Origin of the sequence: Camelimonas abortus, from assembly GCF_042432745.1 — a bacterium.
In the GTDB taxonomy this organism is placed as follows: domain Bacteria; phylum Pseudomonadota; class Alphaproteobacteria; order Rhizobiales; family Beijerinckiaceae; genus Camelimonas; species Camelimonas abortus.
In genome coordinates this window covers 2,092,394-2,116,973 of record NZ_JBHLWR010000006.1, presented here as the reverse complement: position 1 = coordinate 2,116,973, position 24,580 = coordinate 2,092,394, and the positions used below count along the sequence as shown (strand labels likewise).

Here is a 24,580-nt window from a genome sequence, read left to right as displayed (position 1 = left end):
GGCGGCGGCGAATTCCCGCGCCTTGTAATTCCGCCGTTTTTTTCAGATGACAGAACGCGTCGGGGCAGGCAAATGACGCATGCATCCCGTTTGGGGACTGCGGCGGACGCATGCGGAGGAGCGGATGTTCTCGGACGCTGAACTGCTGGTGGACAGACGCCTGCTGCGTCGCCGTCTGGCGGCGTGGCGCGCCCTCGCCGTCGTCGCGGTTCTGGGCGCGGTGGTTTTCGCCGGCGTGGTCGCCTCGCGCGAGGGAGTCGCCGGCGGCGAGCACGTGGCGCGGGTGAACGTCACCGGCGTGATCACCGGCAGCCGCGCCACGCTGGACATGCTGCGGCGCGTGGGCGAGACGCCGTCCGCCCGCGCCGTGATCGTGGCCATCGACAGTCCCGGCGGCGGCGTCACCGGCTCCGCCGACATTTACGCCGCGCTGCGCGAGCTTTCGAAAAAGAAGCCGACCGTGGCGGTGATCAATTCGCTGGGCGCCTCGGGCGCCTATATGGTGGCGCTGGGCGCCGACCGGATTCTCGCCCGGGACACCTCGCTGGTGGGCTCCATCGGCGTCATCATGCAGTTTCCGAATTTCAGCGTGCTGCTGGACCGCGTGGGCGTGAAGGTCGACGAGATCAAGTCCAGCCCCCTGAAGGCCTCGCCCAATCCGTTCGCGCCGACCCCGCCGGCGGCCAACGAGGCGATGGCCGCCGTGGTGGCCGATTCCTACGCATGGTTCCGCGATCTGGTGCGGACGCGCCGCGGCATCGAGGGCGAGGCGCTGGCGAAGGTCTCCGACGGACGCGTGTTCACCGGCCGCCAGGCGCTGGCGTTGCGGCTCATCGACCAGACCGGCGACGAGCGCGACGCCCTGCGCTGGCTGGAGAAGGAAAAGGGAATCGCCGCCGGCCTGAAGATCCGGGAGTGGAAGCCGCAGCGCGCAGGGGGCTTCAGCCTCGCCAGCCTTGGGGCGCAGGCGGCGCGGCTCTCCGGGCTCGAGACTCTGGCGCGGACGCTGGAGCAGGCCGCCCAGCCGGCGGACCCGGCCGGCGGGCTGCTGGCGGTCTGGACCGGGCCGCAGTCGCCCTGAGCGGGGCCGCGGCCGCCGCGCCGGACAACAGGCAGCGCCGGAGACGCGCCCGCGCAGGGCGCGCCGGCGACAGGGAAGCAGGGAGTGAGATCACATGATCAAGTCTGAACTCGTCCAGCGCATCGCCGAGTACAATCCGCACCTGTACCAGCGCGATGTGGAGAATATCGTCAACGCCATCCTGGACGAGATCACCCAGGCGCTGGCCAATGGCGACCGCGTGGAGCTGCGCGGTTTCGGCGCCTTTTCGGTGAAGACCCGCGAGGCCCGCATCGGCCGCAACCCGCGCACCGGCGAGGCCGTGGAGGTGAGCCAGAAGGCTGTGCCGGTGTTCAAGACCGGCAAGGAAATGCGCATGCGCCTCAACCAGACGCCGGTCACCGGCAAGGCTGCGCGCGCGGCCCGGGGCTGATATGCTGGCGGACGGTCGCGGCGCCCGCGCGCCGCGCCGGCGGACGGCGTCCGGAGCAGGGGGCGAATGGGTCGGAGGCGGGGTTTGGCTGCGTTCATGAAATATCTGGTTCTGGTTCCGCTGGCGCTGGTTCTGGCGCTGGTCGCCGCGGCCAACCGCACGCCGGTGACCTTTTCGCTGGATCCGTTCGCCAGGGACGCGGCCAGCGTCGGCTTCTCCGCGCCGCTGTATATCATCGTGCTCGGCGCGCTCGCCGCCGGCGTCGCGCTCGGCGGCTTCGCCGCCTGGCTGACCCAGGGGCGCTATCGCCGCGCCGCGCGCGCCCACCGCCGGCAGCTGGAGAAACTGCAGGCGGAGACGGCCCGCCTGCGCGACGCGCTGGAGGAGAAGCAGCCGCAGCAGCGGCGTCTGGCTCCGTAAGGAGCCTGCGCGCCGGGCTGAACGCCGGCCGGCCGCCCTGCGGGGCGGCTTTTTGTTGCGCGGACGCCGGCGCGGATGACCCCGCCGGGCGCCGCCGCCGTCCCGTGAAACCGTCTGTTAAGCTTAACGTCCGGTAAAGCTGGCGGTCGCCATACGGAAGGTTAAATCTTGTTAACGGGTTTCCAGGCGCGCCCGCAGGCGCGCCGGAGGGCCCCGCACAACTGCTTTCCCGGGGACAAGCCAGACATGTCAGCTGAAGTCACGCCCGTGCCGTTCGGCGCGCGTTACGCAACGACCCAGGCTTTCGTAGAGCTTTTCGCCGAAGCCAACCGGCTGGTTGAAGAGACCGCGGACTATCTCGACGGCGAGGGACGCCGCGACGCCGCCATGCTCGGCGCGGAGGCGGCCTGCGCCTACGCCCGGGAAAGCATGCGCCTGACCACGCGCCTGATGCGGCTGATGAGCTGGCTGATCCTGCGCCGCGCCGTCGCGGACGGCGACATGACGCCGGAGGAGGCCGACGCGGAGCGCCGCAAGAGCATGGCTCATGTGGAGCCCACGCCGACGCTGGAGACGGTCGCCATCCTGCCGGAGCGTCTCGGCGAGCTGATCGCCGCGGCGGCGCGGCTCGAGCTGCGCGTGCTGCACATTGACGCCAGCGAGGTGCTGGACGCGCCGCGCCCCTCGCCGGTGCGGCGCGAGCTCAGCCTGCTGCGCGCCGCCTTCAGCGCCCGCCCGCCGCTGCCGGCGGCGCGGCGCGAGCCGCGCGGTCTCGTCGCGCCGCCGGCGGTCAACGGCAACGGCCAGCCGCCGGCGGACATGCTGGCCGGCGCCTGAGGCGGCTTTCCCCGGGCCGCAGCCACGATTTCTGCCTGTCGCGTCTTCCGCCCCGGCCGCGCCGCGCGCCGGGGCGCCGTCGCATGGGCCGCCGGCCTGCCGGCGGGCGCAGGCGCAACAAAAAACCCCGGCCGGGGCCGGGGTCTTTCGCGACAGCTCCTGCGCGGCTTACTTCTTGCCGAAGCTGAGGCCGCCGAACTTGCTGTTGAAGCGCGACACGCGGCCGCCGCGGTCAACGAGCTGCTGGGCGCCGCCGGTCCACGCCGGATGCGAGGAGGGGTCGATGTCGAGGTTCATCGTGTCGCCCTCGGAGCCCCAGGTCGAACGGGTGACGAACTCCGTTCCGTTGGTCATCACAACCTTGATGGTGTGGTAATCGGGATGGATGTCAGGCTTCATAAGCGCGTCCTCATGCCCCGCCCGACAACAGGGCAGGCAAATGCATTCTGGAAGGATCCGGAAGTTGCGCTGCTATATCCTGCCGGGACGGGGATGACAAGCCGTCAGACGCCGGCGCCGCGGCGAAGCCGGGAAAAAAGCGCGCGGCGGCCGCCGCGGCGCGGGTTGCGCCCGCGGCCGTATTGCGCTGTATAGGCCATCGCCCTCAAGGTCCGGGCGCATGGTTCGTCCTGGGTCAGGCGCGTCCGCAGGCCGCAGGCGCCGCGCATTCCCGCCGGGGGTGCTGCCGCTGCAGGATGCCGCCGGGGCCGGCGGGGGCCGGTGGCGATGGGCTTCGCCCGGCAGGAAAAGGCATGAGCAACGACATTGCGGGCGAAGCGTCCGCCGGCGCCCGGGCGCAGGCGGACGGCGCGGCGCCCTCCCGTTCCCGCCGCTTCGATCCTGGCGCGCTCAGGGCGTTGTGGCCGTTCGCCCGCCGTTACCGCGGCCGCATGGCGGCGGCGCTGGCGGCGCTCACCGTGGCCGCCGGCGCCACCCTGGCCCTGCCGGTGGCGGTGCGCCTGCTGGTGGACCGCGGTTTCGCCGCCGGCCGCAGCGACGTCGGCGTCTATTTCGTCGGTCTTGGCCTGGTGGCGCTGGCGCTCGCCGTGGCCAGCGCCTGCCGTTACTACTTGGTGATGACCCTGGGCGAGCGCATTGTCGCCGACGTGCGCGCCGCCGTGTTCCGCCACCTCACCACCCTTGACGCCAGCTTCTACGACTCGGTGCGCAGCGGCGAGCTGGTGTCGCGACTCACCGCCGACACCACCCAGATCAAGGCGGCTTTTGGCGCCAGCGCCTCGGTGGCGCTGCGCAACCTGTTCATGTTCGTCGGCGCGGTGACGATGATGGTGATCACCAGCCCGCGCCTGTCGCTGGTGGTGCTGGGCGTCATCCCGCTGGTCGTGCTGCCGCTGATCTTCTCCGGCCGCGGCGTCAGCCGCCGCTCGCGCGCCGCGCAGGACCGCCTCGCCGACGCCTCCGCCTACGCCGTGGAGGCGCTGGGCGCGGCGCGCACCATGCAGGCGTTCGGCGCCGAACAGGCCACCGCCGGCCACTTTGAGGCCGCTTCGGAGCAGGCCTTCGTCGCCGCCCGCGACGCCACCTTCGCACGGGCGCTGCTCACCGGCTTCGCCATTTTCCTCGTCAGCGCCAGCGTGGTGGCGGTGTTGTGGCTGGGAGCGCGCGGCGTGCTCGCCGGCGGCATGACCATGGGGCGCCTGTCGCAGTTCCTGCTGTTCGCGGTGCTGGCCGCCAGCGCGCTGGGCGAGCTCAGCCAGGTGTGGGCGGAGATCGTCCAGGCCAGCGGCGCGGCGGGGCGGCTGGGCGAGCTGCTGGCCACGCGCCCGCGCATCGTCGCGCCGGCGCGGCCGCTGCCCATGCCGGAGCCGGCGCGCGGGGCGCTCGCCTTCGAGCGGGTGTCCTTCGCCTATCCGGGGCGGCGCGAGACGAAGGCGCTGCACGACCTCAGCTTTACGGCGGCGCCGGGCGAGCGCATCGCCATCGTCGGCCCCTCCGGCGCCGGCAAGAGCACCATCATCCAGCTGGCGCTGCGTTTCTATGACCCGGACAGCGGCGCCGTGCGGGTGGACGGCGTCGACGCCCGCGCCGTCGCCCCGGCGGACTGGCGCAGGCGCTTTGCCCTAGTGGCGCAGGATCCGGTGATTTTCGGCGCCTCGGTCGCCGACAACATCCGTTACGGCCGGCCGGACGCCAGCGACGCCGAGGTGCGCCGGGCCGCCGCCTTCGCCGCCGCCGACGGTTTCATCAGCGCCCTGCCGCAAGGCTATGACACCCTGGTCGGCGAGCGCGGCGTCACCCTGTCCGGCGGCCAGCGCCAGCGTCTCGCCATCGCCCGCGCGGTGCTGAAGGACGCGCCCATCCTGCTGCTGGACGAGGCGACGTCCGCTCTCGACGCCGAAAGCGAGCGCCTCGTGCAGGAGGCCTTCGACCGGCTGATGACCAGCCGCACCACCCTGGTGGTGGCGCACCGCCTCGCCACCGTGCTCTCCGCCGACCGCATCCTGGTGATGGACGGCGGCGTGCTGGTGGAGCAGGGAACCCACGCCAGCCTGGTCGCCGCCGGCGGTCTCTATGCGCGCCTGGCGAAGCTGCAGTTCGGCCAGGCGGACGGCGACGGGACCGTGGACGCGCCGGCGGCGGCCGTCAGCGTTCGGTGAGCTTCAGCTCGATGCGGCGGTTGCGGGCGCGCGCCGCGTCGCTGTCGCCCGGCTCCAGCGGCTGGTATTCGGCGAAGCCGGCGGCCAGCAGGCGCTGCGGCGGCGCCCCGCGGCTGATGAGATACTGCACCACGGCGATGGCGCGGGCGGCGGACAGCTCCCAGTTGTTCCTGAATTGCCCGGCCCCTGACAGCGGCCGGTCGTCGGTGTGACCGTCCACGCGCAGCACCCAGGGAATGTCGGCCGGAATCACCCTGGAAAGCTCGCGGATGGCGCTGGCGATCTTGTCCAGCTCGGCGCGGCCGCGCTCGCTCAGCGTGGCCGAGCCGGTGTCGAACAGCACCTCGGACTGGAAGATGAAGCGGTCCCCGACGACGCGGATGTCGTCGCGGTCGCCGAGGATCTGGCGCAGGCGGCCGAAGAAGTCGGAGCGGTAGCGCGCCAGCTCCTGCACCTTCTGGGCGAGGGCGACGTTGAGGCGGCCGCCGAGGTCGGCGATGCGCGCCTGGGCCTCGCGGTCGCGCGCCTCGGAGGCGGCCAGCGCCTCCTCCAGCGCCGCCAGCTGGCGGCGCAGCGCGGCCACCTGCTGGTTCAGCAGCTCCACCTGGGAGAGGGCGCGGTCGGAGATGCGTTTCTGCGCGTCCAGCTCGTCGCTGACGGTTCCCAGCCGCCCGGCGGCGGCGGCGTGGCTGTCGGCCTGCTGCTGCAGGCGCCGTTTCTCGGTCTCCATCGCGGCGAGGGAGCTGCGCAGCTGGTCCAGCTCCAGGCTCTGGCTGCGGCTGCGGGCCCGCTCCAGCGCCAGCAGCTCGCTGAGCCCGGAGATCTGGCGGTTGAGGCGGGTGAGGGCGGAGTCCTTACCCAGCAGCTCCTGCCCCAGGTAGTACTGCAGCACGGCGAACAGCGACAGCATGAACACCACCGCCAGCACCAGCGTGGACAGGGCGTCCACGAAGCCCGGCCAGTAGTCCGGCGAACGGCGTTCGCGGCGTCCGCGCGCCAGCAGGCCCATCACTCACCCCCTTCCCGCAGGCGGTTGAGCCGGTCGATGGCGGCCTGCAGGCGGCGCTGCTGGTCGGCCTGCGCCTCCACCCAGTCGCGGATCAGCTGCTGCTCGCGCCGCATGTTCTGCACGAGGTCGGCGATGCCGTCGGCGAGGCGGGCTATCGCCGGATCGGGCGTCGCCGCCTGGCGGGCGGCCGCCTCGACCGCCTCGCCCTGGCGGGTGAGGTTGCGGGCCTCGGTGGCGAGGGCGGTCGCCGCCGTGGCGATGGCGCCGTTGAGCCGCCCCAGCTCCGCCAGCAGGGCCGGGGCGGGGGCGCCGGTTTCATCGACCGGGGAGCCGGCGAGGCCATGGGCCAGCCATTCCTCCAGGCCGTTGTAGAACCGGCCCTGGGCCTGGCCGAGCTGCAGGTCGAGAAAGCCGAGCACCAGCGAGCCGGCGAGACCGAACAGCGAGGATGAAAACGATATGCCCATGCCCGAGAGCGGCGCGGAGAGGCCGGTCTTGAGCTCGTCCAGCATCACGCCGGCGTCGGCGCCGCCGCGCAGCGAGCGGATGACGCCGCCCACCGAACTCACCGTGTCCAGCAGGCCCCAGAACGTGCCGAGCAGGCCGAGAAACACCAGCAGCCCGGCGAGATAGCGCAGGATGTCGCGGGCGTCGTCGAGGCGCAGGGCCACCGAGTCGAGAATCACCCGCATCAGCGTGGGGTTGAGCGCGGCCCGGCCGCCGGCGAGCATGGCCGCCACCGGCCGCATCAGCGACGGCGGATCGTCTCCGGCGCGGACCAGGCCGTCCCTGGTCCGCGCCGCCCAGCGCCGGTTGACCCATACCGACGCCCCATACAGCCGGATCACCTGGGCCAGCGCCAGGATGACGCCGACGGCGAGGCAGACGATGATCAGGCCGTTGAGGCCGGGATTGTTGAGAAAGGCGGTTCGCAGCGGCTGCTGGAGGATCCAGGCCAGAAAGCCGGCGAGAACCAGAAACGCCGCCATCCGCGCCAGATGGACGCGGGGGGGCCGGACTATGGTCTGCGCGTCGCCGTCCATAACGCTTGAGCCTCCACACGGACGCCAGGGCTGCGCCCGGCGTCCTGATCTGCGGGTGTCACGCAGATGTAATCATGGCGCGCGCCTCTGCGCGACCCGCCAATGCGGGCGCAGACGGTTTTTCCTGCGAGGGGCCGGCGTCACCGGCGAAAAAAAGCCCCCGCGCGGGCGGGGGCGCCGGGGCGCCGGAAAGGCGGGCGTCCGGGCTCCGGTCTGGCCCGCTCCTGCGCAGGCCAGCCCTGCCGGAGGATCACGCCGGATCACCCTTTCCTGGCGGCGGCGGAGGCCGGGTTGGCCCGGCGCAGGATCTTCAGCAGCTCGCGGTGCATGAAGTCATTGCCGCAGGCGATGCTGCCGGAGGCGCAGGGATCGGCGCCGCCGTCGGCGTCGGAGTAGAAGCCGCCGGCCTCGCGCAGAATGCACAGGCCCGCCATCATGTCCCAGGACTTGAGGTCGCGCTCCCAGAAGGCGTCGGCGCGGCCGGCGGCCACATAGCACAGGTCCAGCGCCGCCGAGCCCTGGCGGCGGATGCCGGCGAAGTTCACCATCATGTGCGACAGCTCGCGCAGGAAGCGCTCGTGGTCGCCGCGGCCAATGTGCGGGACGCCGCACAGCAGCAGCGCCTGGTCCAGCGACTGGCGCGTCGCCACGCGGATGCGGCGGTTGTTGAGGAAGGCGCCCTTGCCGCGCTCGGCGATGAACCACTCGTCAGCGATCGGGTTGTAAACCACGCCGGCCACCGGCTGGCCGTCGCGCTCAAGGCCGACGGAAATGGCGAAATGCGGCAGGCCGTGCAGGAAGTTGGTGGTGCCGTCGAGCGGGTCCACGTGCCAGCGGTGCGAGCGGTCGGCGCCTTCGATCACGCCGCCCTCCTCCAGCACGAAGCCGTAGTCCGGGCGGGCCTTCTGCAGGGCGGCGCGCAGGATTTCCTCGGCGTTGCGGTCCGCGGCCGAGACAAAATCGGCCGGGCCCTTGCGGGACACCTGCAGCTGCTCCACTTCGCCGAAATCGCGCCGCAGCGACCGCGCCGCCTTGGCCACGGCGTCGGTCATGACAGTCATGAGGGGGGATCGGATCATCGGGTCGCCTCTGCGCGCGCGCGCGCCTCATTCAATGCCGGAACGCCGCGCCCGCCAGCCGGACGCGGCTCCTTCGGAAACTCGTCATGTCGCGCCGGAGGCTTCCGGCGGGCTGCCTTCGCCGCCGCACGCGCCCGGGGCGCGCAGGACGCGCGCCCGTCGCGGGCGCATCCGGCGGGCGCGACGCGCCTGCTGGCGGGATGCAAAAAGGGGCTGCGACGAGCCCCCGCGAAAGCAGCGCGCCGCAACGGCGCCAACGTCATTCATGTGCCCCGCGGCGGCCGGGGCGTCAAGCCTCGGGCCGGCCCTGGCGGCGGCTCATGAGGGCGGGAACAGCAGCGGCTCGCGATGGGCCGCGGCGAAGGCCTCGGCGCGGGCGCGCTCGGCCGGGGTCAGCCGCTTCAGCGTCTCGTCCAGCCACGGATCGGCCAGCCCCTGGCCGGCCGCCACCAGATGCCAGCCGGCCGCCTCCACCAGGTTGCGCTCCACGCCGCGGCCCACCGCCAGCAGCCGCGCCAGGCGGTTCTGGGCCAAGGCGTTGCCCAGCAGCGCCGCCTTCAGGAACAGCCGCGCCGCGCCCTTTTCGTCCTTGTGCACGCCGTTGCCGTTGAACAGCGCGATCGCGTATTCGATCTCCGCCGCCAGCAGCCCGTTGGCGCCGGCGCGGCGCAGCAGCGCGGTGGCGCGGATGTCGTCGGCGATGACGCCGCGGCCCTGCCGGTAGAGCGTGGCCAGCAGATACTGCGCCTCCGGCAGCTCCTGGCGGGCCGCCTGGCGCAGCAGCGCCACCGCCGCCTCGTCGGATTTCGGATCGCCCTCGTTCAGGCGCAGCAGGGCGAGGTTGTAGCACGCCTGGGAATAGCCGGCGGCGGCGGCCTTCTCCAGCAGCTTCCGCCCTTCGGCCGCGTTCTGGTCCACGCCGCGGCCCTGCAGGAGCATCATGGCGAGGGCGAAGGTCGCGGCCGGGTCGCCGGCTTCGGCGCCGCGGCGGTACCATTCGGCCGCCTTCGCCAGGTCCAGATGCGGCCCCAGCCCCTGCTCGTACAGCGCGCCGAGCAGGGTGGCGGCGGCGCCGTCGCGCGGGTTGGCGCGGATGCGCGCCTCGGCCTCGCGGACCGCGGTGAGGAAATAGCCGCGCTGGAAGGCGCCGAAGGCGAGGTCGGCGCCGGGCGGCGCGGCCCCGCCGGCCTTCGCCGCCGGCCGGTGGCCGCCGTTCTTCTCCGCCTCGCGGGTTTCGTTGAGACCCGCGTCCACGGCGTTCTGCAGGATGGGGCCGGGAATGAAGCGCTCGCCGCGGGTGGGCGCGGGCTCCTCCTGAGGCTGTGCGAATGCCGGCGCTCCGGGCTGGCCGGGCTGCAGCGACGGCCGCGGCATGCGCAGCGGGCCCTCCGGCAGCACCGGCACCTCCACGCCTTCCGGCGTCTGGCGCGCCGGCTGGGCCAGGGCCGGACCGCCGCTCCAGCCGGCGGCGATCACCAGCGCGCCGGCCAGCGCGAGGCGTCCGGCGCGATCGGAAACGCCGCGAAAATTCATGCCGCCGGAACCTCCGTCTCTGCGATCGTCTGCAGCGCCGCCCGCACGCTGGCGGTCACGTCGCCCTCAAACGCCCAGTGGCCGAGCGCCACGAACTCCGCGCCGGTGGCCGCCAGCGGCCCCACTTCCTCCGGCGCGCCGGCGCAGGCGACGCAGGGCGTGGCGAACAGCGTCGCCCACCACTGCGCCCATTCGCGGGTGGTCTCGAAATCGCCGCCGCCGGCCGGATCGCCGAACATCAGGTAATCCACATTGGCCTCGCCAGCGGCCATGGCGTCGTGGCGCAGCCTCAGCCCCGAGACGCCGACGATGCGCTCCGGCTGCAGGGCCGAGACCGCTTCCCCGATGGTTTCGGCGTCGGGGGCGTGCAGGTGGGCGCCGTCGGCGCCGCCGCGCGAGGCCACCACCGGCGGGGCGTCCACCAGCACCGCCACGTCGTGCTGCTGGGCGACGGGGGCCAGCGCCTTGACGCGCCGGATCAGCGTGCGCTCGTCCGCGGGCGCAAGGCGCAGCAGCAGGGCCGCCACGTCGCCGGCGGCGCAGGCGGCGGCGAGCCGCGGCGCGAAGGCTTCCGGATCAGACACCACGGGCGTGATGAGGTAGAGGCGAGCTTTGTCCGACATCAATCGACAGGTCCGGCGCCCTTGCGCAATGGAGAAACGGATTACGGGCGGGCCGCCAGCCGCGCCGGGCCGCCGCGCCCGCGCGCTCCGGGATCCGCCGGACCGCGCCGCGGCGGCAGGGCGTGCTCCGCCCCATGCATGGACGCAAATCAGGGCGAAATTTGGCGCGCGACGCGCCGGCGCGTCCCTGCCCATTTAGGCTGAGGCGGCGCCGGCCGGCAAGCCGCGCCCGGAAGGGCGCAGCGCCGGCCGGAAAGAAAAAGGCCCGCGCCGAGGCGGCGCGGGCCGGCATGCCGGGCGCAAGGCGCCGTCAGCCCTCGAGGTCGCGGCTCCACTCGCCCTTCGAGGCGAGGCCGTTCATGCGGGCGCGGTGCAGGAAGGCCTTCTGGGCGGCCGGCACGTTCTCGGGCTTGCCGGACCAGGCCTTCTGCGGCGCGGCCTGCAGGGCGCGGCCGTAGCTGAAGGTCATCTTCCAGGGGAAGCCGCCGATCCTGTTCATGGCGTCGAGGTGGGCGGTGGCGTCGACGTCGCTCTGGCCGCCGGAGAGGTAGGCGATGCCCGGAACCGCCGCCGGCACCACGCGCTTCAGCACCTTGATGGTCTCCACGGCGACCTGCTCGACCGAAGCCTGGGTCGGGCACTTCTTGCCGGGCACGATCATGTTCGGCTTCAGCACGATGCCCTCAAGGGCGACGCCGGCGAGGCCGAGCTGGTAGAACACCTCGCGCAGGGTGGCCTCGGTGACCTCGGCGCAGCGCCCGATGGTGTGGTCGCCGTCCATGAGCACTTCCGGCTCGACGATCGGCACGATCTGGGCTTCCTGGCAGAGCGCGGCGTAGCGGGCCAGCGCCTGGGCGTTGGCGACGATGCAGTTGCGGCTGGGGATGCCGGGGCCGATGTCGATCACCGCGCGCCATTTGGCGAAGCGGGCGCCGAGCCTGTAGTACTCGTTGAGGCGCTCGCGCAGGCCGTCCAGACCCTCGGTGACGGTCTCGCCGGGGCAGAAGGGCAGCGGCTTGGCGCCGGTGTCGACCTTGATGCCCGGAATGGCGCCGGTCTGCTCGATCAGGCGCACCAGCGGCGTGCCGTCCTTGGCGTTCTGGCGGATGGTCTCGTCATAGAGGATGACGCCGGAGATGTAGTTGCTCATCGCCTCGGTCGCGCGGAACAGCAGCTCGCGGTAGTCGCGGCGGTTCTCCTCCGTCGACTCCACGCCGATGGCGTCGAAGCGCTTCTTGATGGTGCCGGAGCTTTCGTCCGCGGCGAGGATGCCCTTGCCGGGCGCAACCATCGCTTCCGCGACCTTGTTCAGTTCAGCGAGATTCATGTCATTCCTCCGGAAAATTCTTCAGGCCGCGTCGCCGCCCGGAACAAAGCGGAGACCGGCGGCAGCCTGAAAAAAGGGGCGAAGCGCCGGCTGCACGACGCTCCATACAAACCTTGCCCGGACGCCGCAACTTCACGTTTGGGAACGCCGCGCCCGGGGCCGCCCTGGCCGGCCGGAAGCCCGCGACGGGCTCCGGCGTGGCGGCGGCTCAGGCCTTGCGCAGGGCCTCGACGCCCGGCAGCAGCTTGCCTTCCAGCCACTCCAGGAAGGCGCCGCCCGCGGTGGAGACGTAGCTGAAGTCGTCGGCCACGCCGGCGTGGTTGAGCGCCGCAACCGTGTCGCCGCCGCCGGCCACCGACATCAGCGCGCCGGCTTTGGTGCGCGCCGCCGCATGGCGGGCCGCCGTCACCGTGCCCGCGTCGAAGGGCGGGATCTCGAAGGCGCCGAACGGGCCGTTCCACACCAGGGTGGCGGCGCCGTCGATCACCTCGCGCACGCGCTCCATGGACTTCGGGCCGACGTCGAGGATCATGCCGTCCTCAGGGATGACGTCCACGTCGCAGACGCGGGACGGGGCGTTGGCGGCGAATTCCTTCGCCACCACGGCGTCGACCGGCAGCACGATGGCGCAGCCGGCCTGCTCCGCCGCCGCGAGGATGCGCAGGGCGGTGCCGGTGAGGTCCTTCTCGGCCAGCGACTTGCCCACGGCCTTGCCCTGGGCGAGCAGGAAGGTGTTGGCCATGCCGCCGCCGATGATGAGCGCGTCCACCTTGCGCGCCAGGTTCTCCAGCAGGTCGATCTTGGTGGAGACCTTGGCGCCGCCGACCACGGCCACGATCGGCCGCTTCGGCTTCTCCAGCGCGGCGGTCAGCGCGTCCAGCTCCGCCTGCATGGCGCGGCCGGCGCAGGCCGGCAGCACGTGGGCGAGGCCTTCGGTGGAGGCGTGGGCGCGGTGGGCGGCGGAAAAGGCGTCGTTGACGTAAACGTCGCCGTTGGCCGCCAGCGCCTTCACGAACTCCGGATCATTCTTCTCCTCGCCGGCGTGGAAGCGGGTGTTCTCCAGCAGCAGCACCTGGCCGTCGGCCAGCTTCGCCACCGCTTCGGCGGCGGCGGGGCCGACGCAGTCGCCGGCGAAGGCCACCGGCTGGCCGAGGCGCTCCTGCAGCGCCGCGGCCACGGGCTTCAGGCTGTCCTTCTCGCTGCGCTGGCCCTTGGGGCGGCCGAAATGCGCGAGCAGGATCACCTTGCCGCCGACGGCGGCGATCTCGCGGATCGTCGGCAGGACGCGGTCGATGCGGGTGGCGTCGGTGACGCGGCCGTTCTCGACCGGCACGTTCAGGTCAACGCGCAGCAGCACGCGCCTGCCGGCGAGGTTGACGTCATCAAGCGTGCGGAAACTCATGGGTGAAATCCTGGACGTGGTGTGTGAACGTCATGCGGCCAGGCCGGCGCGCTGCACCAGCGCGATGAGCGCCGCGGCGATGACGCCCGCGAGAATGGCGGCGACGATCAGCGAGGGAAAACCGGGCAGCAGGCGCAGGCGCGCATTGGCGCGGTCCACGGCTTCCTGGCTGGCGAGGCCGGCGGCGGCGGCGGAGAAATGCTCGACGCGGTCCTCCATGCGCAGGATCTGCGCCTCGGACCGGGCGAGCTTCTCCTCGATGCGGGCGAGCTTGTCCTCAATGCGCGCCAGCTGTTCGGCGCTGGCGGCGGGGGCAGGGGAGGGGCCGGAGGCTGCGGCCGGGACGGCGGCGCCGTCTGGCTTCGTCGCGGCGGCGGATCCGGCAGGGATGGCGGGAGCTTCCGGTTCGACACGGTTCGTGGCGCTGGCGCCCATGCTCTCCTCCTCGCGCGTCATGTTTCTTGCAGGAGCCGGCCGGTCGCCGCCGCCAGGCGCGCGGCGGCGCGACCGCGACGGAGCGGCGGGGCGCCCGCGGCGTGGCGATGGCGCGCAGCTCCGCCGGAAAGGGGCCGGCGCAGCCGTCATGGCGCGCCGGCGGCACGTTCCTCAGAGGAACTTCGCCATGGCGACGGCGGTGTCCGACATGCGGTTGGAGAAGCCCCACTCGTTGTCGTACCAGGACATCACGCGCACGAAGTTGCCGTCCATGACCTTGGTCTGGTCGATGTGGAACACCGACGAGGCCGGGTGATGGTTGAAGTCGATGGAGACGTTCGGCTCCTCGGTGTAGGCCAGCACGCCCTTGAGCGGACCGTTGGCGGCGGCCTTGATGGCCTCGTTGATCTCGGCGGCGGTGGTGTTGCGCCTGGCCAGGAACTTGAAGTCAACCACCGAGACGTTCGGGGTGGGCACGCGCACCGAGGTGCCGTCCAGCTTGCCGTTCAGCTCCGGCAGCACCAGACCCACGGCCTTGGCCGCGCCGGTGGAGGTCGGGATCATCGACAGGGCCGCCGCGCGGGCGCGGTACAGGTCCTTGTGCATCTGGTCCAGCGACGGCTGGTCGTTGGTGTAGGAGTGGATGGTGGTCATGAAGCCCTTCTCGATGCCGACGGCGTCGTTCAGGACCTTGGCGACCGGGGCGAGGCAGTTCGTCGTGCACGAAGCGTTGGAGACGACGATGTGGTCCCCGGTCAGCCTGTCGTGATTGACGCCGTAGACCACCGTGAGATCGGCGCCGTCGGCCGGGGCCGAGACCAGCACGCGCTTCGCGCCGGCTTTCAGGTGGGCCGAGGCCTTGTCCTTCGAGGTGAAGATGCCGGTGCACTCGAAGGCGATGTCGACGTTCAGCGCCGCGTGGGGCAGCTCGGCCGGGTCGCGCACGGCGGTGACCTTGATGGCCTTGCCGTTAATGACGATGGCGTCGCCCTCAACCTTCACGTCGGCGGGGAACCTGCCGTGCACCGAGTCATAGCGCAGCAGGTGCGCGTTGGTTTCGACCGGGCCCAGATCGTTGATCGACACGACCTCGACGTCAGTGCGGCCAGACTCAACGATGGCGCGCAGCACGTTGCGGCCGATGCGTCCGAAACCGTTAATGGCAACGCGAACCGTCATCAAATTTACTCCTCGTCCAGTCGTTTCGCTCCAGAGCCTCGCTCCGGGCGTATTGTCGGGAGGCCCCCCGGCCCCGGCGCCGGGCGGCGCAGGAGCCCGGCTCCATGCAGGCGCGACGCGCCCGGTTCCGCCGCCGGCCGGACGGTCCGCGCGCGGACCCGCACGGGCCTCCTCCGTCGTGGCCGCCGCCGGCGAATGTGCGGCCCGCGGCGCGGGCCTCCCGCCTGCCGGCTGCGCCGGGCGGGCGGAAACAGCAAAACGGCCGCGTCAGGCGGCCGTTTGCGAACTCACGCGCGACGCTTCAGCACCGCGTCCACCACGGCTTCCGCCGTGATGCCGAAGTGTTTGTACACGTCCTTGTATGGCGCGCTGGCGCCGAAGCTGCTCATGCCGACGAAGCCGCCGTCCTCGCCGATCACGGCGTCCCAGCCGAAGCGCACGCCGGCCTCCACCGCCACGCGCACCGGCGCGTCGCCGATGACGGCGCGGCGCACCTCCTCGGGCTGCGCGAGGAACACGTCCAGCGACGGCACCGAGACGACGCGGGCGGCGACGCCCTTCTCCTTCAGCTGCTCGCGGGCGGCGAGCGCCAGCTCAACCTCCGAGCCGGAGGCGAAGATGGTGGCCTCGGCCTTGCCCTCCGCCGGCGCCAGCTCATAGGCGCCGCGGACGGAAAGGTTCTCGCCCACATGGTCGCGGCGCACCTGCGGCAGGTTCTGGCGCGACAGGGCCAGCATGGTCGGCCCCGTGGTGCGCTGGATGGCGATCTGCCAGGCTTCCGCCGTCTCCACCGCGTCGGCCGGGCGGAACACCGCCAGGTTGGGCATGGCGCGCAGCGCCGCCAGATGCTCCACCGGCTGGTGCGTCGGACCGTCCTCGCCGAGGCCGATCGAGTCATGGGTCATCACGTAGATGACGGGAACGCCGCACAGCGCCGACAGGCGGATCGACGGCCGGCAGTAGTCGGTGAAGACGAAGAAGGTGGCGCCGGCCGGCCGGAAGCCGCCGTGCAGGGCGAGGCCGTTCATGGCCGCGGCCATGCCGTGCTCGCGGATGCCGTAGTGGATGTAGCGGCCGGCGTAGTCGCCGGGGCTGATTTCCTTCAGGTTCTTCGTCTTGGTGTTGTTGGAGGGCGTCAGGTCGGCGGAGCCCAGCACCAGCTCCGGCACGGCCAGCGTCACCACCTCCAGCGCGATCTCGCTGGCCTTGCGGGTGGCCACGGTCTGCGGGCTGGCGATCAGGTTGCGCTTGAGGCCGTCGATGGCCGTGTCGAGCCCGGCCGGGGGCACATGGTTCATGCGCCGTTCGAACTCGGCGCGGCGGGCCTCCGGCTGGGCGGCGAAGCGCTCGCGCCAGGCGGCGTGGGCGGCGGCGCCGCGGGCGCCGGCGGCGCGCCAGGCGCCGAGGATGTCGTCCGGCACCTCAAACGGGCCGTACTCCCAGCCGAGCTGAGCCTTGGCGGCGGCCAGCTCCTCGGCGCCCAGCGGCTCGCCGTGGGCCTTGGAGGTGCCGGCGCGGTTCGGCGAGCCGTAGCCGATCACCGTCCTGCAGGCGATCAGCGTCGGCCGGTCGGACTTCTGCGCCGCCTCGATGGCGGCGGCGATGGCGTCCGGATCATGGCCGTCGATGCGCATGGCGTTCCAGCCGGCGGCCTCGAAGCGCTTCACCTGGTCCACCGAGTCGGCCAGCGACAGCGGGCCGTCGATGGAGATGCCGTTGTCGTCGTGGAAAACGATCAGCTTCGCCAGCTTCAGGTGGCCGGCCAGGGCGATGGCCTCCTGGCTGACGCCCTCCATCAGGTCGCCGTCAGAGGCCAGCACATAGGTGTAGTGATTGACGAGCTCCTCGCCGTATTCGGCGGCCAGCATGCGCTCGGCGAGCGCGAAGCCCACGGCGGTGGCGATGCCCTGGCCGAGCGGGCCGGTGGTGGTCTCGACGCCGGCGGTGACGAAATTCTCCGGATGGCCGGGCGTGGTGGAGTGCAGCTGGCGGAAATTCCTGATGTCGTCCAGCGTCACGCTGTCGTAGCCGGTGAGGTACAGCAGCGCATACAGCAGCATGGAGCCGTGGCCGGCCGACAGGATGAAGCGGTCACGGTCAGCCCAGCGCGGCGCCCTGGGATCGAACTTCAGGTAGCGCGTAAACAGCACGGTGGCGACGTCGGCCGCCCCCATGGGCAGGCCGGGGTGGCCGGATTTCGCCTTTTCCACGGCATCCATGGAAAGCGCGCGTACGGCGTTCGCAAGGCGACGGTGTTCAACGAGATTGGTCATCTGGACGTCCGGTTGCGGCTGGATGGCGGAACGCGCCGCTTGCTGCAGTCAGTCAGGCCGCGCGCGGGCTAGATAACACCTGGACCCGCTGAGTCAATGTAACTCCCGCGGAACTCCCGCGACCGGGCGCCGTCGCCCGGCGTCCCGGCTACTCTTGCCCGCCGGCGTGGCGAAAACCTGGCGGGGGCCGCGCGCCCGGCCCGTCGGGGCGGCGTTTTTGCATGCCGCGCCCGCGGCGGGATATAAACAGGCGGCGGGGCGGCGCGTGGGCGCGCCCCGGGGATTCGCGAGGGCGCGGCGCACATCCATGAATCTCAACGAAGCCCTGAAACGGCTTGACGCGGCGCTGACGGCGCTGGAGGCCGCCGCGGCGCGGCGGGCCGAGGCCGACCGGCGCACCATTGACCTGGAGACCGAACTGTCGCTGATGCAGGACGACAGGTCGCGGCTGGCCGTCGATCTCGACGGGGCCATGGCCCGGCTTGCGCGACTGCAGGCCGCATCGGCCGAGCTTGGCGAGCGGGTCGAGCGCGCCATCGGCGCCGTCACGGCCGCCCTCGCCGACGACGCCCCGGGAGAGGCCTGACCATGGCGCAGCTCAACGTCACCATCGCCGGCAAGATTTATCGCATGGCCTGCGGCGACGGCGAGGAGGAGCATCTGGCCGGCCTCGCCGCCGAATTTGACCGCCGCGTCACCGACATGCAGCAGGCCTTCGGGCCGATCGGCGACCTGCGCCTGCACGTGATGGCCGCCCTCACCGTGCTGGACGAGCTGGTGGAGGCCCGCCGCCGGCTGGAGGAGGCCGAAACGGAGGTGCGCGCCATGCGCGTCGCCATGGCGGGCGGCGAACGGCGCGCCGAGGAGGCGGAGGCCCAGGCCGCCCAGGCGCTGATCCGCGTCAGCGAGCGCATCGAGGCGCTGGCGCGCGAGCTCAATCCGCTGTCGGCGGCCGGGCGCGACGCCGGCCCCGCGCCCACCTTCGCCGTCCGCCCGGCGCGTGAAGGCTGAGCCGCCCGCCGGCGGGACGCGCATGCGCGCGAGGGCGCGGCGGGGGCAGGGCGCATCATCGCCCCGCCGTGCGGCGCCTTCATGGCCAGCCAGGGCGCGCGCCGGCGCTGTCACCGCAATCCACCACGAATGCGCCCCGACGCGGCCTGACCGGGCCGCCGGCGCCGCAGGCCACTGGAATCCGCGGCCGGACGCGCATAAGTATGGGGCAGCGGGGCTGCGAGGCGCGACAGGAGCTTTTCCCCGGGGCCTTAACGATCCCAAGGGAGCTGTCCCTGGCCAGGTCCGTGGACCTGGACATACGGCGCCCACCTACTCTGTAGGTCGCCCGGGATCGTACTCCATCGGCCATTGTGGCTCCGCGCTGGTTTTCCCTTGACGTCACCGGCGTCGCCGTCCGGCGGCGGCAGGCGCCGCCCTCCACGGGCGGCCGCTTTCGCCGGTCGCGAAGGCGGGGGTCTGCATGAACGTTGTTGACGGACGCCAGCCCTCCCGGGGCGGCGCGGGCGGACTGCGGGATCCGGCGGCGGCCAAGGCGGCGCTGCGTGACGAGGCGCGGCTGCGCCGCGACATGATCGCGCCGGCCGCGCGTGCGGAGCACGCCCGCGTCATCGCCCGCCGCTTCATGGACGAGCTGCTGCCGCGTCTCGTCGGCGCCGCCCCGGTCTCCGTCATCTCCGCCTACTGGCCCATCCGCTCCGAGGTCGATCCGCAGCCGCTGCTGGAGCTGCTGGCGCAGGCCGGTTACGTCACCTGCCTGCCGGTGGTGGCGCATCCGCGGCTCATCTTCCGCGTCTGGCGTCCGGGCGATCCGCTGGCCGACGCCGGCTTCGGCACCCGCGGCCCGACGGCCGGCGCGCCGGAGCGCGATCCTGACCTGGTGGTCACCCCGTGCCTCGCCTTTGACCGCGACGGCGGCCGGCTGGGCTACGGCGCCGGCCATTTTGACCGGGCGCTGGCGCGCCTGCGCGCCGCCCGGCCGGGCGTGCGCGCCGTCGCCCTCGCCTTCGCCGCCCAGGAGCGGGTGACCACCTTCAGCCAGCCGCACGACCAGCCGCTCGACGCCATCGTCACCGAGCGCGAGCTGGTGCTGCCGGGGCGCGCCGGCGCCTAGCCGGCGCGCCGGCCGTCCGGCAGGAAAATCTGCGGCCGCCGCTTCCGGAACATAGGCCAGCCCGTCGCGTCGTGTTATCCAGCCGGCGTTGGGGTATGGACGCCGCGCCTGTGGCGCGCGGCGTCAGCGCGGCCGCGCCCCGGGCTTCCGCGGGAGCGGGGCGGGGGGCGGCCGCCAGCCGGGCGGAGGGGCCATGCGCTTGCTGTTTCTGGGAGATGTCTGCGGCCGGGCGGGGCGGGAGGCGGTGACGGAGCGCCTGCCGGAGCTGCGGTCGCGCTGGTCGCTGGACTGCGTCGTGGTCAATGGCGAAAATTCCGCCGGCGGCTTCGGCATCACCGAGGCGATCTGCTCCGAACTGCTCGACGCCGGCGCCGACGTGGTGACCCTCGGCAACCACGCCTTCGACAACCGCGAGGCGCTGGTGTTCGCCGAGCGCCAGCCGCGCATGGTGCGCCCGGCCAATTTTCCGCCCGGCACGCCCGGGCGCGGCGCCGCCATGGTGGAGACCGCCGCCGGCGGCCGGGTCATGGTGATGAACCTGATGGGCCGTGTGTTCATGGAGGCGCTGGACGACCCCTTCGCCGTGGCCGAGCGCGAGCTGGCCGCCTGCCCGCTGGGCGAGGCCTGCGACGCCATCGTCATCGACTTCCACGCCGAGGCCACCAGCGAGAAGCAGGCGTTCGGCCATTTCGTCGACGGCCGCGCGACGCTGGTGGTGGGCACCCACACCCACACGCCCACGGCCGATCACCGCATCCTGCAGGGCGGCACCGCCTACATGTCCGACGCCGGCATGTGCGGCGACTATGACAGCGTCATCGGCATGCAGAAGGACGAGCCGGTGCGCCGTTTCCTGCAGAAAACCCCGGGCTCGCGCTTCGAGCCGGCCGCCGGCCCGGCGACGCTGTGCGGCGTCGCCGTGGAGACCGATCCGCGCACCGGCCTCGCCGTGCGCGTGGCGGCGGTGCGGCTTGGCCCGGGCCTTGAGGAATCGGTTCCGGCGTTCTGGGAGCCGTGACCGGGCCGGGCGTCGCGGCTGTTTTCCGTGCCGGGAGATTGCGCGGCGCCGCTTTCATGCTGTCCGTCATGGTCTTATAAGGGCGCCGCGTTAGACCGGCATGGCAGGGCGCTGCAGGCGCGGCGCCGGCGGAGCTCCCCGGAAGGGGCCTCCCGCCGCGGCGGCGCGCCGGCGGTTCTGGCGGGACCACGCGCGCCGCCTCATGCCGTCCAGGATCACGGGCCGCCGGCCAGGCCGGGGCCGCAAGGGATGACGAGGTCACATGGCCGGACATTCACAGTTCAAGAACATCATGCACCGCAAGGGCAAGGCCGACGCGGCGCGCTCCAAGCTGTTCTCCAAGCTGGCGCGCGAAATCACCGTGGCGGCGAAGCTCGGCCTGCCGGACCCGGCCATGAACCCGCGCCTGCGCGCCGCGGTGCTGGCCGCCCGCGCCGAGAACATGCCCAAGGAGAACATCGAGCGCGCCATCAAGAAGGCCCAGGGCGGCGACTCCGAGGCCTATGAGGAGATCCGCTACGAGGGTTACGCTCCCGGCGGCGTGGCCATCATCGTCGAGGCGCTGACCGACAACCGCAACCGCACCGCCTCCGACGTGCGCTCCATCTTCACCAAGGCCGGCGGCAGCCTCGCCGAAACCGGCGCGGTGTCGTTCATGTTCGATCGCGTGGGCGTGGTCGAGTTCGACGCCAGCGTCGGCGACGCGGACGCCGTTCTGGAGGCCGCCATCGAGGCCGGCGCCGACGACGTCGTCTCCAGCGAGGACGGCCACGAAATCATCACCTCGGCCGAGAGCCTGCACGAGGTGGCGAAGGCGCTCGAGGCGAAGTTCGGCGACGCCCGCAAGGCCGCCCTCACCTGGCGCCCGCAGAACACCGTCGCCGTCGACGACGAGACCGGCGAGAAGGTGCTGCGCCTCGTCGCCAGCCTCGACAACCACGACGACGTGCAGAACGTTTACGGCAACTTCGACCTCTCCGAGGCGCTGATGGCGAAGTTTTCCGGCGAGTGAGGCGCGCCGCCGCGCCGCGCGAACCAGGGGCGGCCCCGCGGCCGCCCTTTTTGCTGCGCGGGGCCGGACAGCCGCCATCGCGCCGCCGCGCGCCGGCCGGGCGCGGAGCCGTGGGATGTTGACTGTATGTTCACAATTTGTTCGGTCTGATTGCAGCATGGCCACCGAAACGATTCGCATCCTCGGCATTGACCCTGGCCTGCGCCGCACCGGCTGGGGGGTCATCGACGTCACCGGCACGCGCCTCAGCTTCGTGGCGTGCGGCTGCGTGCGCTCGTCGGACGCCGACGGTCTCGCCCTGCGGCTGCGGCAGTTGCACGACGGCCTCGCCGGGGTGCTGCGCGCCTGGACGCCGGACGAGGTGGCGGTGGAGGAGACCTTCGTGAACCGGGATCCCCAGTCAACGCTGAAGCTGGGCCAGGCGCGCGGCGTGGCGCTGCTTGCGCCGGCGCTGTATGGCGCGCCGGTTTCGGAGTACTCCGCCAACAAGGTGAAGAAGACCGTGGTGGGCGTGGGCCATGCCGGAAAACATCAGGTGGAGGCCATGGTGAAGGCGCTGCTGCCGAAGGCCGCGCCCGAGTCGGCCGACGCCGCCGACGCCCTGGCGGTGGCCATCACCCACGCCCAGCATCGCGGCGCGGCGCGGCGGGCGGCGGCGCTGCTGGCCGCGGGAGGCGGGCGATGATCGGTCGGCTGAAGGGCGTGGTCGACAGCGTCGGCGAGGACTACGCCATCATCGACGTGCACGGCGTCGGCTATATGGTGCACTGCTCCACGCGCACGCTGCAGAACCTGCCGCGCGCGGGCGAGGCGGTGGCGCTGTCCATCGAGACCCACGTGCGCGAGGACATGATCCGCCTCTACGGTTTCCGCACCGACGCGGAGCGGGAGTGGTTCCGCCTGCTGCAGAACGTGCAGGGCGTGGGCGCGCGGGTGGCGCTCGGGGTGCTGTCGGCGCTGGATCCGGCGGCCCTCGCCGCGGCCATCGCCATGGGCGACAGGGCGGCGGTGGGCCGCGCCCCGGGGGTGGGGCCCAAGCTCGCGGCGCGCATCATTTCCGAGCTGAAGGACAAGGCCCCGGCCTTCGGCCATACTGACATGGCGGCGGCGCGCCTCGCCGCGCCCCCCGCCGGCGCGGGGGAGGGCGGGGCCGCGGCCGACGCCGTCTCCGCCCTGGTGAACCTGGGCTATGGCCAGCCCCAGGCGGCCGGCGCGGTGGCCGCGGCCATGCGCGAGGCCGGCGAGGACGCGGACGCGCGCACGCTGATCCGCCTCGGCCTGAAGCAGCTGGCGAAGGGCGCGTGAGCGCCGCCGGCCGGCGCCGGCGGACAGACGGACACGGGACGGCGGGCGGTCCGCCTGCGGTCGCAGCAAGACGGGCGGGCGCAGGCTGAAGCCCCGGAAGTGGAAGCAGGATGAGCAGCACGGACGGAGCAGGCAGGGCAGGCGGGCGGCGCGGCGGCTCCGGCAGGGGAGCCGGAAGGGGGGCCGCGCCGGCGCCGCAGCGTCTGGTGGCGGCGGAGGAGACTGGCGACGAGATCGAGGCCTCGATCCGTCCGCTCGCCCTTGACGAATTCATCGGCCAGGCCCAGGCGCGGGCCAATCTCGCCGTGTTCATCCAGGCGGCGCGCGCCCGCAACGAGGCGCTCGATCACGTGCTGTTCGTCGGGCCGCCCGGCCTTGGCAAGACCACGCTGGCGCAGATCGTGGCGCGGGAGCTCGGCGTCAATTTCCGCTCCACCTCGGGCCCGGTGATCGCCCGCGCCGGCGATCTCGCCGCCCAGCTCACCAATCTGGAGGAGCGCGACGTCCTGTTCATCGACGAGATCCACCGCCTCAATCCGGCGGTGGAGGAGATTCTCTATCCGGCGATGGAGGACTACCAGCTTGACCTGATCATCGGCGAAGGCCCCTCCGCCCGTTCGGTGAAGATCGACCTGCCGAAATTCACCCTTGTGGGCGCCACCACCCGCCAGGGCCTGCTGACCACGCCGCTGCGCGACCGCTTCGGCATCCCCATCCGCCTGCAGTTTTACACGGTGGAGGAGCTCGAGCTGATCGTGAAGCGCGGCGCGCGGGTGATTGGCGTCGGCATGACCGACGAGGGGGCCAACGAGATCGCCCGCCGCTCGCGCGGCACCCCGCGCATCGCCGGGCGGCTGCTCCGCCGGGTGCGGGACTTCGCCGTGGTGGCGGACGCGCCGGCGGTGACGCGCGAGATCGCCGACCGGGCGCTCAGCCTGCTTGACGTCGATCCCGCCGGCCTCGACCTGATGGACCGCAAGTACCTGCGGCTGATCGCGCTCTCTTTCGGCGGCGGTCCGGTGGGGGTGGAGACCATCGCCGCGGCGCTCTCCGAGCCGCGCGACGCCATTGAGGAGATCATCGAGCCCTACCTCATCCAGCAGGGATTCGTGCAGCGCACCCCGCGCGGACGCCTGTTGACGCCGCACGCATTCCGTCATCTTGGGCTTGCGGAGCCGGCGCGCGGCGGCTCCCAATACGCGCTGTTTCGTGATGCTGACGGGGAGGCACAGGGAGAATGAGCACCGCTGCGGAGAAAGTCGCCGGCGAACCGGCCAGCGGCGTCGTCAGGGATGGGGCGCATTACCTCACGCTGCGCGTCTATTACGAAGACACGGATTTTTCCGGGATCGTCTATCACGCCAACTACCTGCGCTTCCTGGAGCGCGGCCGCACCGAATCACTGCGCGCCGTGGGCGCCAACCAGTCGGCGCTGCTGGCCGCCGGCGGGCTGTTCTTCGCCGTGCGCCGCATGACCATCGACTGGAAGCTGCCGGCGATGATGGACGACGTGCTGGTGGTGGAGACGCGCACCCGCGAAATGCGCGGCGCCTCCATGATCATCGACCAGCGCATCCTGCGCGACGGCGTGGAGATCCTCACCGCCGAGGTGCGCGTGGCCGCCATCGTCGGCGGCAGGCCGGCGCGCATTCCCGACGGGATTCGCGCCCTGCTCGGCGGCGAACCGGCGTAAGGCCCCGGCCGCCTTCTTCCGCGCCCCGCCGGAAAACGCGGAGCGCGCGCCGCCCCCGACGGCGCGCGCCGTGCGCGCGCTCCATGGGACGCCCTGGCCAGCGGTCCGGCCCCGGGGACGAATCTGGCGTCCGGACGGATACGGACATTGCGGCGC

The 24,580-nt window shown here is 72.4% G+C and carries 25 protein-coding genes and 1 other RNA gene; 15 read left to right on the top strand and 11 right to left on the bottom strand.

Annotated elements, in window-relative coordinates:
- Nucleotides 1-124: 124 nt before the first annotated feature.
- The 4 genes from sppA (at nt 125) to ACFFJB_RS11440 (ending at nt 2,750) form a co-directional block, all read left to right on the top strand.
- Nucleotides 125-1,081 carry a signal peptide peptidase SppA gene (sppA, locus tag ACFFJB_RS11455; protein WP_376831491.1) on the top strand — a complete coding sequence of 319 codons (957 nt, stop codon included), beginning with the start codon at nt 125-127 and terminating at the stop codon, nt 1,079-1,081.
- 94 nt (nt 1,082-1,175) lie between these two features.
- Entirely contained in the window at nt 1,176-1,493 is a 318-nt protein-coding gene (locus ACFFJB_RS11450; protein WP_376831490.1) for an integration host factor subunit beta, read from the top strand.
- A gap of 84 nt (nt 1,494-1,577) precedes the next feature.
- Entirely contained in the window at nt 1,578-1,913 is a 336-nt protein-coding gene (locus tag ACFFJB_RS11445; RefSeq protein WP_376831489.1) for a LapA family protein, read from the top strand.
- A gap of 246 nt (nt 1,914-2,159) precedes the next feature.
- Nucleotides 2,160-2,750, top strand: coding sequence for a DUF1465 family protein (locus ACFFJB_RS11440; RefSeq protein ID WP_376831488.1), 591 nt, complete (start codon nt 2,160-2,162; stop codon nt 2,748-2,750).
- A gap of 168 nt (nt 2,751-2,918) precedes the next feature.
- Here ACFFJB_RS11440 and rpmE read toward each other — a convergent pair whose 3' ends face one another.
- Complete coding sequence (gene rpmE, locus ACFFJB_RS11435; RefSeq protein ID WP_376831487.1) at nt 2,919-3,149, bottom strand: 50S ribosomal protein L31; 231 nt, start codon at nt 3,147-3,149, stop codon at nt 2,919-2,921.
- A 353-nt stretch (nt 3,150-3,502) separates the two neighbouring features.
- Here rpmE and ACFFJB_RS11430 point away from each other — a divergent pair, with 353 nt between their 5' ends.
- A complete protein-coding gene (locus tag ACFFJB_RS11430) occupies nt 3,503-5,368 on the top strand; it encodes an ABC transporter transmembrane domain-containing protein (RefSeq protein ID WP_376831486.1) in 1,866 nt (621 codons plus the stop codon).
- Here the strand turns inward: ACFFJB_RS11430 and ACFFJB_RS11425 are convergent.
- The 10 genes from ACFFJB_RS11425 to tkt form a co-directional block, all read right to left on the bottom strand.
- Nucleotides 5,355-6,377 (bottom strand): peptidoglycan -binding protein, encoded by a 1,023-nt coding sequence (locus ACFFJB_RS11425; protein ID WP_376832666.1) that lies wholly within the window; start codon nt 6,375-6,377, stop codon nt 5,355-5,357. The two genes, ACFFJB_RS11430 and ACFFJB_RS11425, sit on opposite strands and share 14 nt — an antisense overlap.
- A complete protein-coding gene (locus ACFFJB_RS11420; protein WP_376831485.1) occupies nt 6,377-7,366 on the bottom strand; it encodes a flagellar motor protein MotA in 990 nt (329 codons plus the stop codon). The genes ACFFJB_RS11425 and ACFFJB_RS11420 overlap by 1 nt, the downstream gene beginning before the upstream one ends.
- A gap of 314 nt (nt 7,367-7,680) precedes the next feature.
- Nucleotides 7,681-8,499 (bottom strand): inositol monophosphatase family protein, encoded by an 819-nt coding sequence (locus ACFFJB_RS11415; protein ID WP_376831484.1) that lies wholly within the window; start codon nt 8,497-8,499, stop codon nt 7,681-7,683.
- A 318-nt stretch (nt 8,500-8,817) separates the two neighbouring features.
- On the bottom strand, nt 8,818-10,032 hold the full coding sequence (locus tag ACFFJB_RS11410) for a tetratricopeptide repeat protein (protein WP_376831483.1): 1,215 nt from the start codon (nt 10,030-10,032) through the stop codon (nt 8,818-8,820).
- A complete protein-coding gene (locus ACFFJB_RS11405) occupies nt 10,029-10,655 on the bottom strand; it encodes a thiamine phosphate synthase (RefSeq protein WP_376831482.1) in 627 nt (208 codons plus the stop codon). Before ACFFJB_RS11405 ends, ACFFJB_RS11410 begins: the two co-directional genes overlap by 4 nt.
- A gap of 310 nt (nt 10,656-10,965) precedes the next feature.
- The gene (locus tag ACFFJB_RS11400) at nt 10,966-11,982 is read right to left on the bottom strand and encodes a class I fructose-bisphosphate aldolase (RefSeq protein ID WP_376831481.1); all 1,017 of its coding nucleotides are present in this window, start codon (nt 11,980-11,982) and stop codon (nt 10,966-10,968) included.
- Between the two features lie 208 nt (nt 11,983-12,190).
- Complete coding sequence (locus ACFFJB_RS11395; protein WP_376831480.1) at nt 12,191-13,384, bottom strand: phosphoglycerate kinase; 1,194 nt, start codon at nt 13,382-13,384, stop codon at nt 12,191-12,193.
- 30 nt (nt 13,385-13,414) lie between these two features.
- Nucleotides 13,415-13,840: a hypothetical protein gene (locus ACFFJB_RS11390; RefSeq protein WP_376831479.1), complete on the bottom strand. Its 426-nt coding sequence runs from the start codon at nt 13,838-13,840 to the stop codon at nt 13,415-13,417.
- Between the two features lie 150 nt (nt 13,841-13,990).
- Nucleotides 13,991-14,998 carry a type I glyceraldehyde-3-phosphate dehydrogenase gene (gene gap, locus ACFFJB_RS11385; protein WP_376831478.1) on the bottom strand — a complete coding sequence of 336 codons (1,008 nt, stop codon included), beginning with the start codon at nt 14,996-14,998 and terminating at the stop codon, nt 13,991-13,993.
- A gap of 287 nt (nt 14,999-15,285) precedes the next feature.
- Nucleotides 15,286-17,271, bottom strand: a complete 1,986-nt coding sequence (gene tkt / locus ACFFJB_RS11380; RefSeq protein WP_376831477.1) for a transketolase — start codon at nt 17,269-17,271, stop codon at nt 15,286-15,288.
- Nucleotides 17,272-17,578: 307 nt separating this feature from the next.
- Here tkt and ACFFJB_RS11375 point away from each other — a divergent pair, with 307 nt between their 5' ends.
- The 10 genes from ACFFJB_RS11375 (at nt 17,579) to ybgC (ending at nt 24,424) form a co-directional block, all read left to right on the top strand.
- Nucleotides 17,579-17,857, top strand: a complete 279-nt coding sequence (locus ACFFJB_RS11375; RefSeq protein ID WP_376831476.1) for a DUF4164 family protein — start codon at nt 17,579-17,581, stop codon at nt 17,855-17,857.
- A gap of 2 nt (nt 17,858-17,859) precedes the next feature.
- Nucleotides 17,860-18,282, top strand: coding sequence for a cell division protein ZapA (locus tag ACFFJB_RS11370; RefSeq protein ID WP_376831475.1), 423 nt, complete (start codon nt 17,860-17,862; stop codon nt 18,280-18,282).
- A gap of 211 nt (nt 18,283-18,493) precedes the next feature.
- Nucleotides 18,494-18,646: non-coding RNA, 6S RNA (gene ssrS / locus ACFFJB_RS11365), on the top strand.
- A 99-nt stretch (nt 18,647-18,745) separates the two neighbouring features.
- A complete protein-coding gene (locus tag ACFFJB_RS11360) occupies nt 18,746-19,396 on the top strand; it encodes a 5-formyltetrahydrofolate cyclo-ligase (protein WP_376831474.1) in 651 nt (216 codons plus the stop codon).
- 193 nt (nt 19,397-19,589) lie between these two features.
- Entirely contained in the window at nt 19,590-20,414 is an 825-nt protein-coding gene (locus ACFFJB_RS11355) for a TIGR00282 family metallophosphoesterase (RefSeq protein ID WP_376831473.1), read from the top strand.
- 262 nt (nt 20,415-20,676) lie between these two features.
- Entirely contained in the window at nt 20,677-21,426 is a 750-nt protein-coding gene (locus tag ACFFJB_RS11350; RefSeq protein ID WP_376831472.1) for a YebC/PmpR family DNA-binding transcriptional regulator, read from the top strand.
- Nucleotides 21,427-21,583: 157 nt separating this feature from the next.
- Complete coding sequence (gene ruvC, locus ACFFJB_RS11345; protein ID WP_376831471.1) at nt 21,584-22,111, top strand: crossover junction endodeoxyribonuclease RuvC; 528 nt, start codon at nt 21,584-21,586, stop codon at nt 22,109-22,111.
- Nucleotides 22,108-22,731 (top strand): Holliday junction branch migration protein RuvA, encoded by a 624-nt coding sequence (gene ruvA, locus ACFFJB_RS11340; RefSeq protein ID WP_376831470.1) that lies wholly within the window; start codon nt 22,108-22,110, stop codon nt 22,729-22,731. Before ruvC ends, ruvA begins: the two co-directional genes overlap by 4 nt.
- Before the next feature lie 110 nt (nt 22,732-22,841).
- On the top strand, nt 22,842-23,972 hold the full coding sequence (gene ruvB, locus ACFFJB_RS11335) for a Holliday junction branch migration DNA helicase RuvB (protein ID WP_376831469.1): 1,131 nt from the start codon (nt 22,842-22,844) through the stop codon (nt 23,970-23,972).
- Entirely contained in the window at nt 23,969-24,424 is a 456-nt protein-coding gene (gene ybgC, locus ACFFJB_RS11330) for a tol-pal system-associated acyl-CoA thioesterase (RefSeq protein ID WP_376831468.1), read from the top strand. The genes ruvB and ybgC overlap by 4 nt, the downstream gene beginning before the upstream one ends.
- Nucleotides 24,425-24,580: the final 156 nt, after the last annotated feature.

Excerpts from the sequence above, each read along its gene's own strand:
- sppA (WP_376831491.1), top strand. The coding sequence starts at position 125 with ATGTTCTCGGACGCTGAACTGCTGGTGGACAGACGCCTGCTGCGTCGC.
- ACFFJB_RS11450 (WP_376831490.1), top strand. The coding sequence starts at position 1,176 with ATGATCAAGTCTGAACTCGTCCAGCGCATCGCCGAGTACAATCCGCAC.
- ACFFJB_RS11440 (WP_376831488.1), top strand. The coding sequence starts at position 2,160 with ATGTCAGCTGAAGTCACGCCCGTGCCGTTCGGCGCGCGTTACGCAACG.
- rpmE (WP_376831487.1), bottom strand. The coding sequence starts at position 3,149 with ATGAAGCCTGACATCCATCCCGATTACCACACCATCAAGGTTGTGATG.
- ACFFJB_RS11430 (WP_376831486.1), top strand. The coding sequence starts at position 3,503 with ATGAGCAACGACATTGCGGGCGAAGCGTCCGCCGGCGCCCGGGCGCAG.
- ACFFJB_RS11425 (WP_376832666.1), bottom strand. The coding sequence starts at position 6,377 with ATGGGCCTGCTGGCGCGCGGACGCCGCGAACGCCGTTCGCCGGACTAC.
- ACFFJB_RS11420 (WP_376831485.1), bottom strand. The coding sequence starts at position 7,366 with ATGGCGGCGTTTCTGGTTCTCGCCGGCTTTCTGGCCTGGATCCTCCAG.
- ACFFJB_RS11415 (WP_376831484.1), bottom strand. The coding sequence starts at position 8,499 with ATGATCCGATCCCCCCTCATGACTGTCATGACCGACGCCGTGGCCAAG.
- ACFFJB_RS11410 (WP_376831483.1), bottom strand. The coding sequence starts at position 10,032 with ATGAATTTTCGCGGCGTTTCCGATCGCGCCGGACGCCTCGCGCTGGCC.
- ACFFJB_RS11405 (WP_376831482.1), bottom strand. The coding sequence starts at position 10,655 with ATGTCGGACAAAGCTCGCCTCTACCTCATCACGCCCGTGGTGTCTGAT.
- ACFFJB_RS11400 (WP_376831481.1), bottom strand. The coding sequence starts at position 11,982 with ATGAATCTCGCTGAACTGAACAAGGTCGCGGAAGCGATGGTTGCGCCC.
- ACFFJB_RS11395 (WP_376831480.1), bottom strand. The coding sequence starts at position 13,384 with ATGAGTTTCCGCACGCTTGATGACGTCAACCTCGCCGGCAGGCGCGTG.
- ACFFJB_RS11390 (WP_376831479.1), bottom strand. The coding sequence starts at position 13,840 with ATGACGCGCGAGGAGGAGAGCATGGGCGCCAGCGCCACGAACCGTGTC.
- gap (WP_376831478.1), bottom strand. The coding sequence starts at position 14,998 with ATGACGGTTCGCGTTGCCATTAACGGTTTCGGACGCATCGGCCGCAAC.
- tkt (WP_376831477.1), bottom strand. The coding sequence starts at position 17,271 with ATGACCAATCTCGTTGAACACCGTCGCCTTGCGAACGCCGTACGCGCG.
- ACFFJB_RS11375 (WP_376831476.1), top strand. The coding sequence starts at position 17,579 with ATGAATCTCAACGAAGCCCTGAAACGGCTTGACGCGGCGCTGACGGCG.
- ACFFJB_RS11370 (WP_376831475.1), top strand. The coding sequence starts at position 17,860 with ATGGCGCAGCTCAACGTCACCATCGCCGGCAAGATTTATCGCATGGCC.
- ACFFJB_RS11360 (WP_376831474.1), top strand. The coding sequence starts at position 18,746 with ATGAACGTTGTTGACGGACGCCAGCCCTCCCGGGGCGGCGCGGGCGGA.
- ACFFJB_RS11355 (WP_376831473.1), top strand. The coding sequence starts at position 19,590 with ATGCGCTTGCTGTTTCTGGGAGATGTCTGCGGCCGGGCGGGGCGGGAG.
- ACFFJB_RS11350 (WP_376831472.1), top strand. The coding sequence starts at position 20,677 with ATGGCCGGACATTCACAGTTCAAGAACATCATGCACCGCAAGGGCAAG.
- ruvC (WP_376831471.1), top strand. The coding sequence starts at position 21,584 with ATGGCCACCGAAACGATTCGCATCCTCGGCATTGACCCTGGCCTGCGC.
- ruvA (WP_376831470.1), top strand. The coding sequence starts at position 22,108 with ATGATCGGTCGGCTGAAGGGCGTGGTCGACAGCGTCGGCGAGGACTAC.
- ruvB (WP_376831469.1), top strand. The coding sequence starts at position 22,842 with ATGAGCAGCACGGACGGAGCAGGCAGGGCAGGCGGGCGGCGCGGCGGC.
- ybgC (WP_376831468.1), top strand. The coding sequence starts at position 23,969 with ATGAGCACCGCTGCGGAGAAAGTCGCCGGCGAACCGGCCAGCGGCGTC.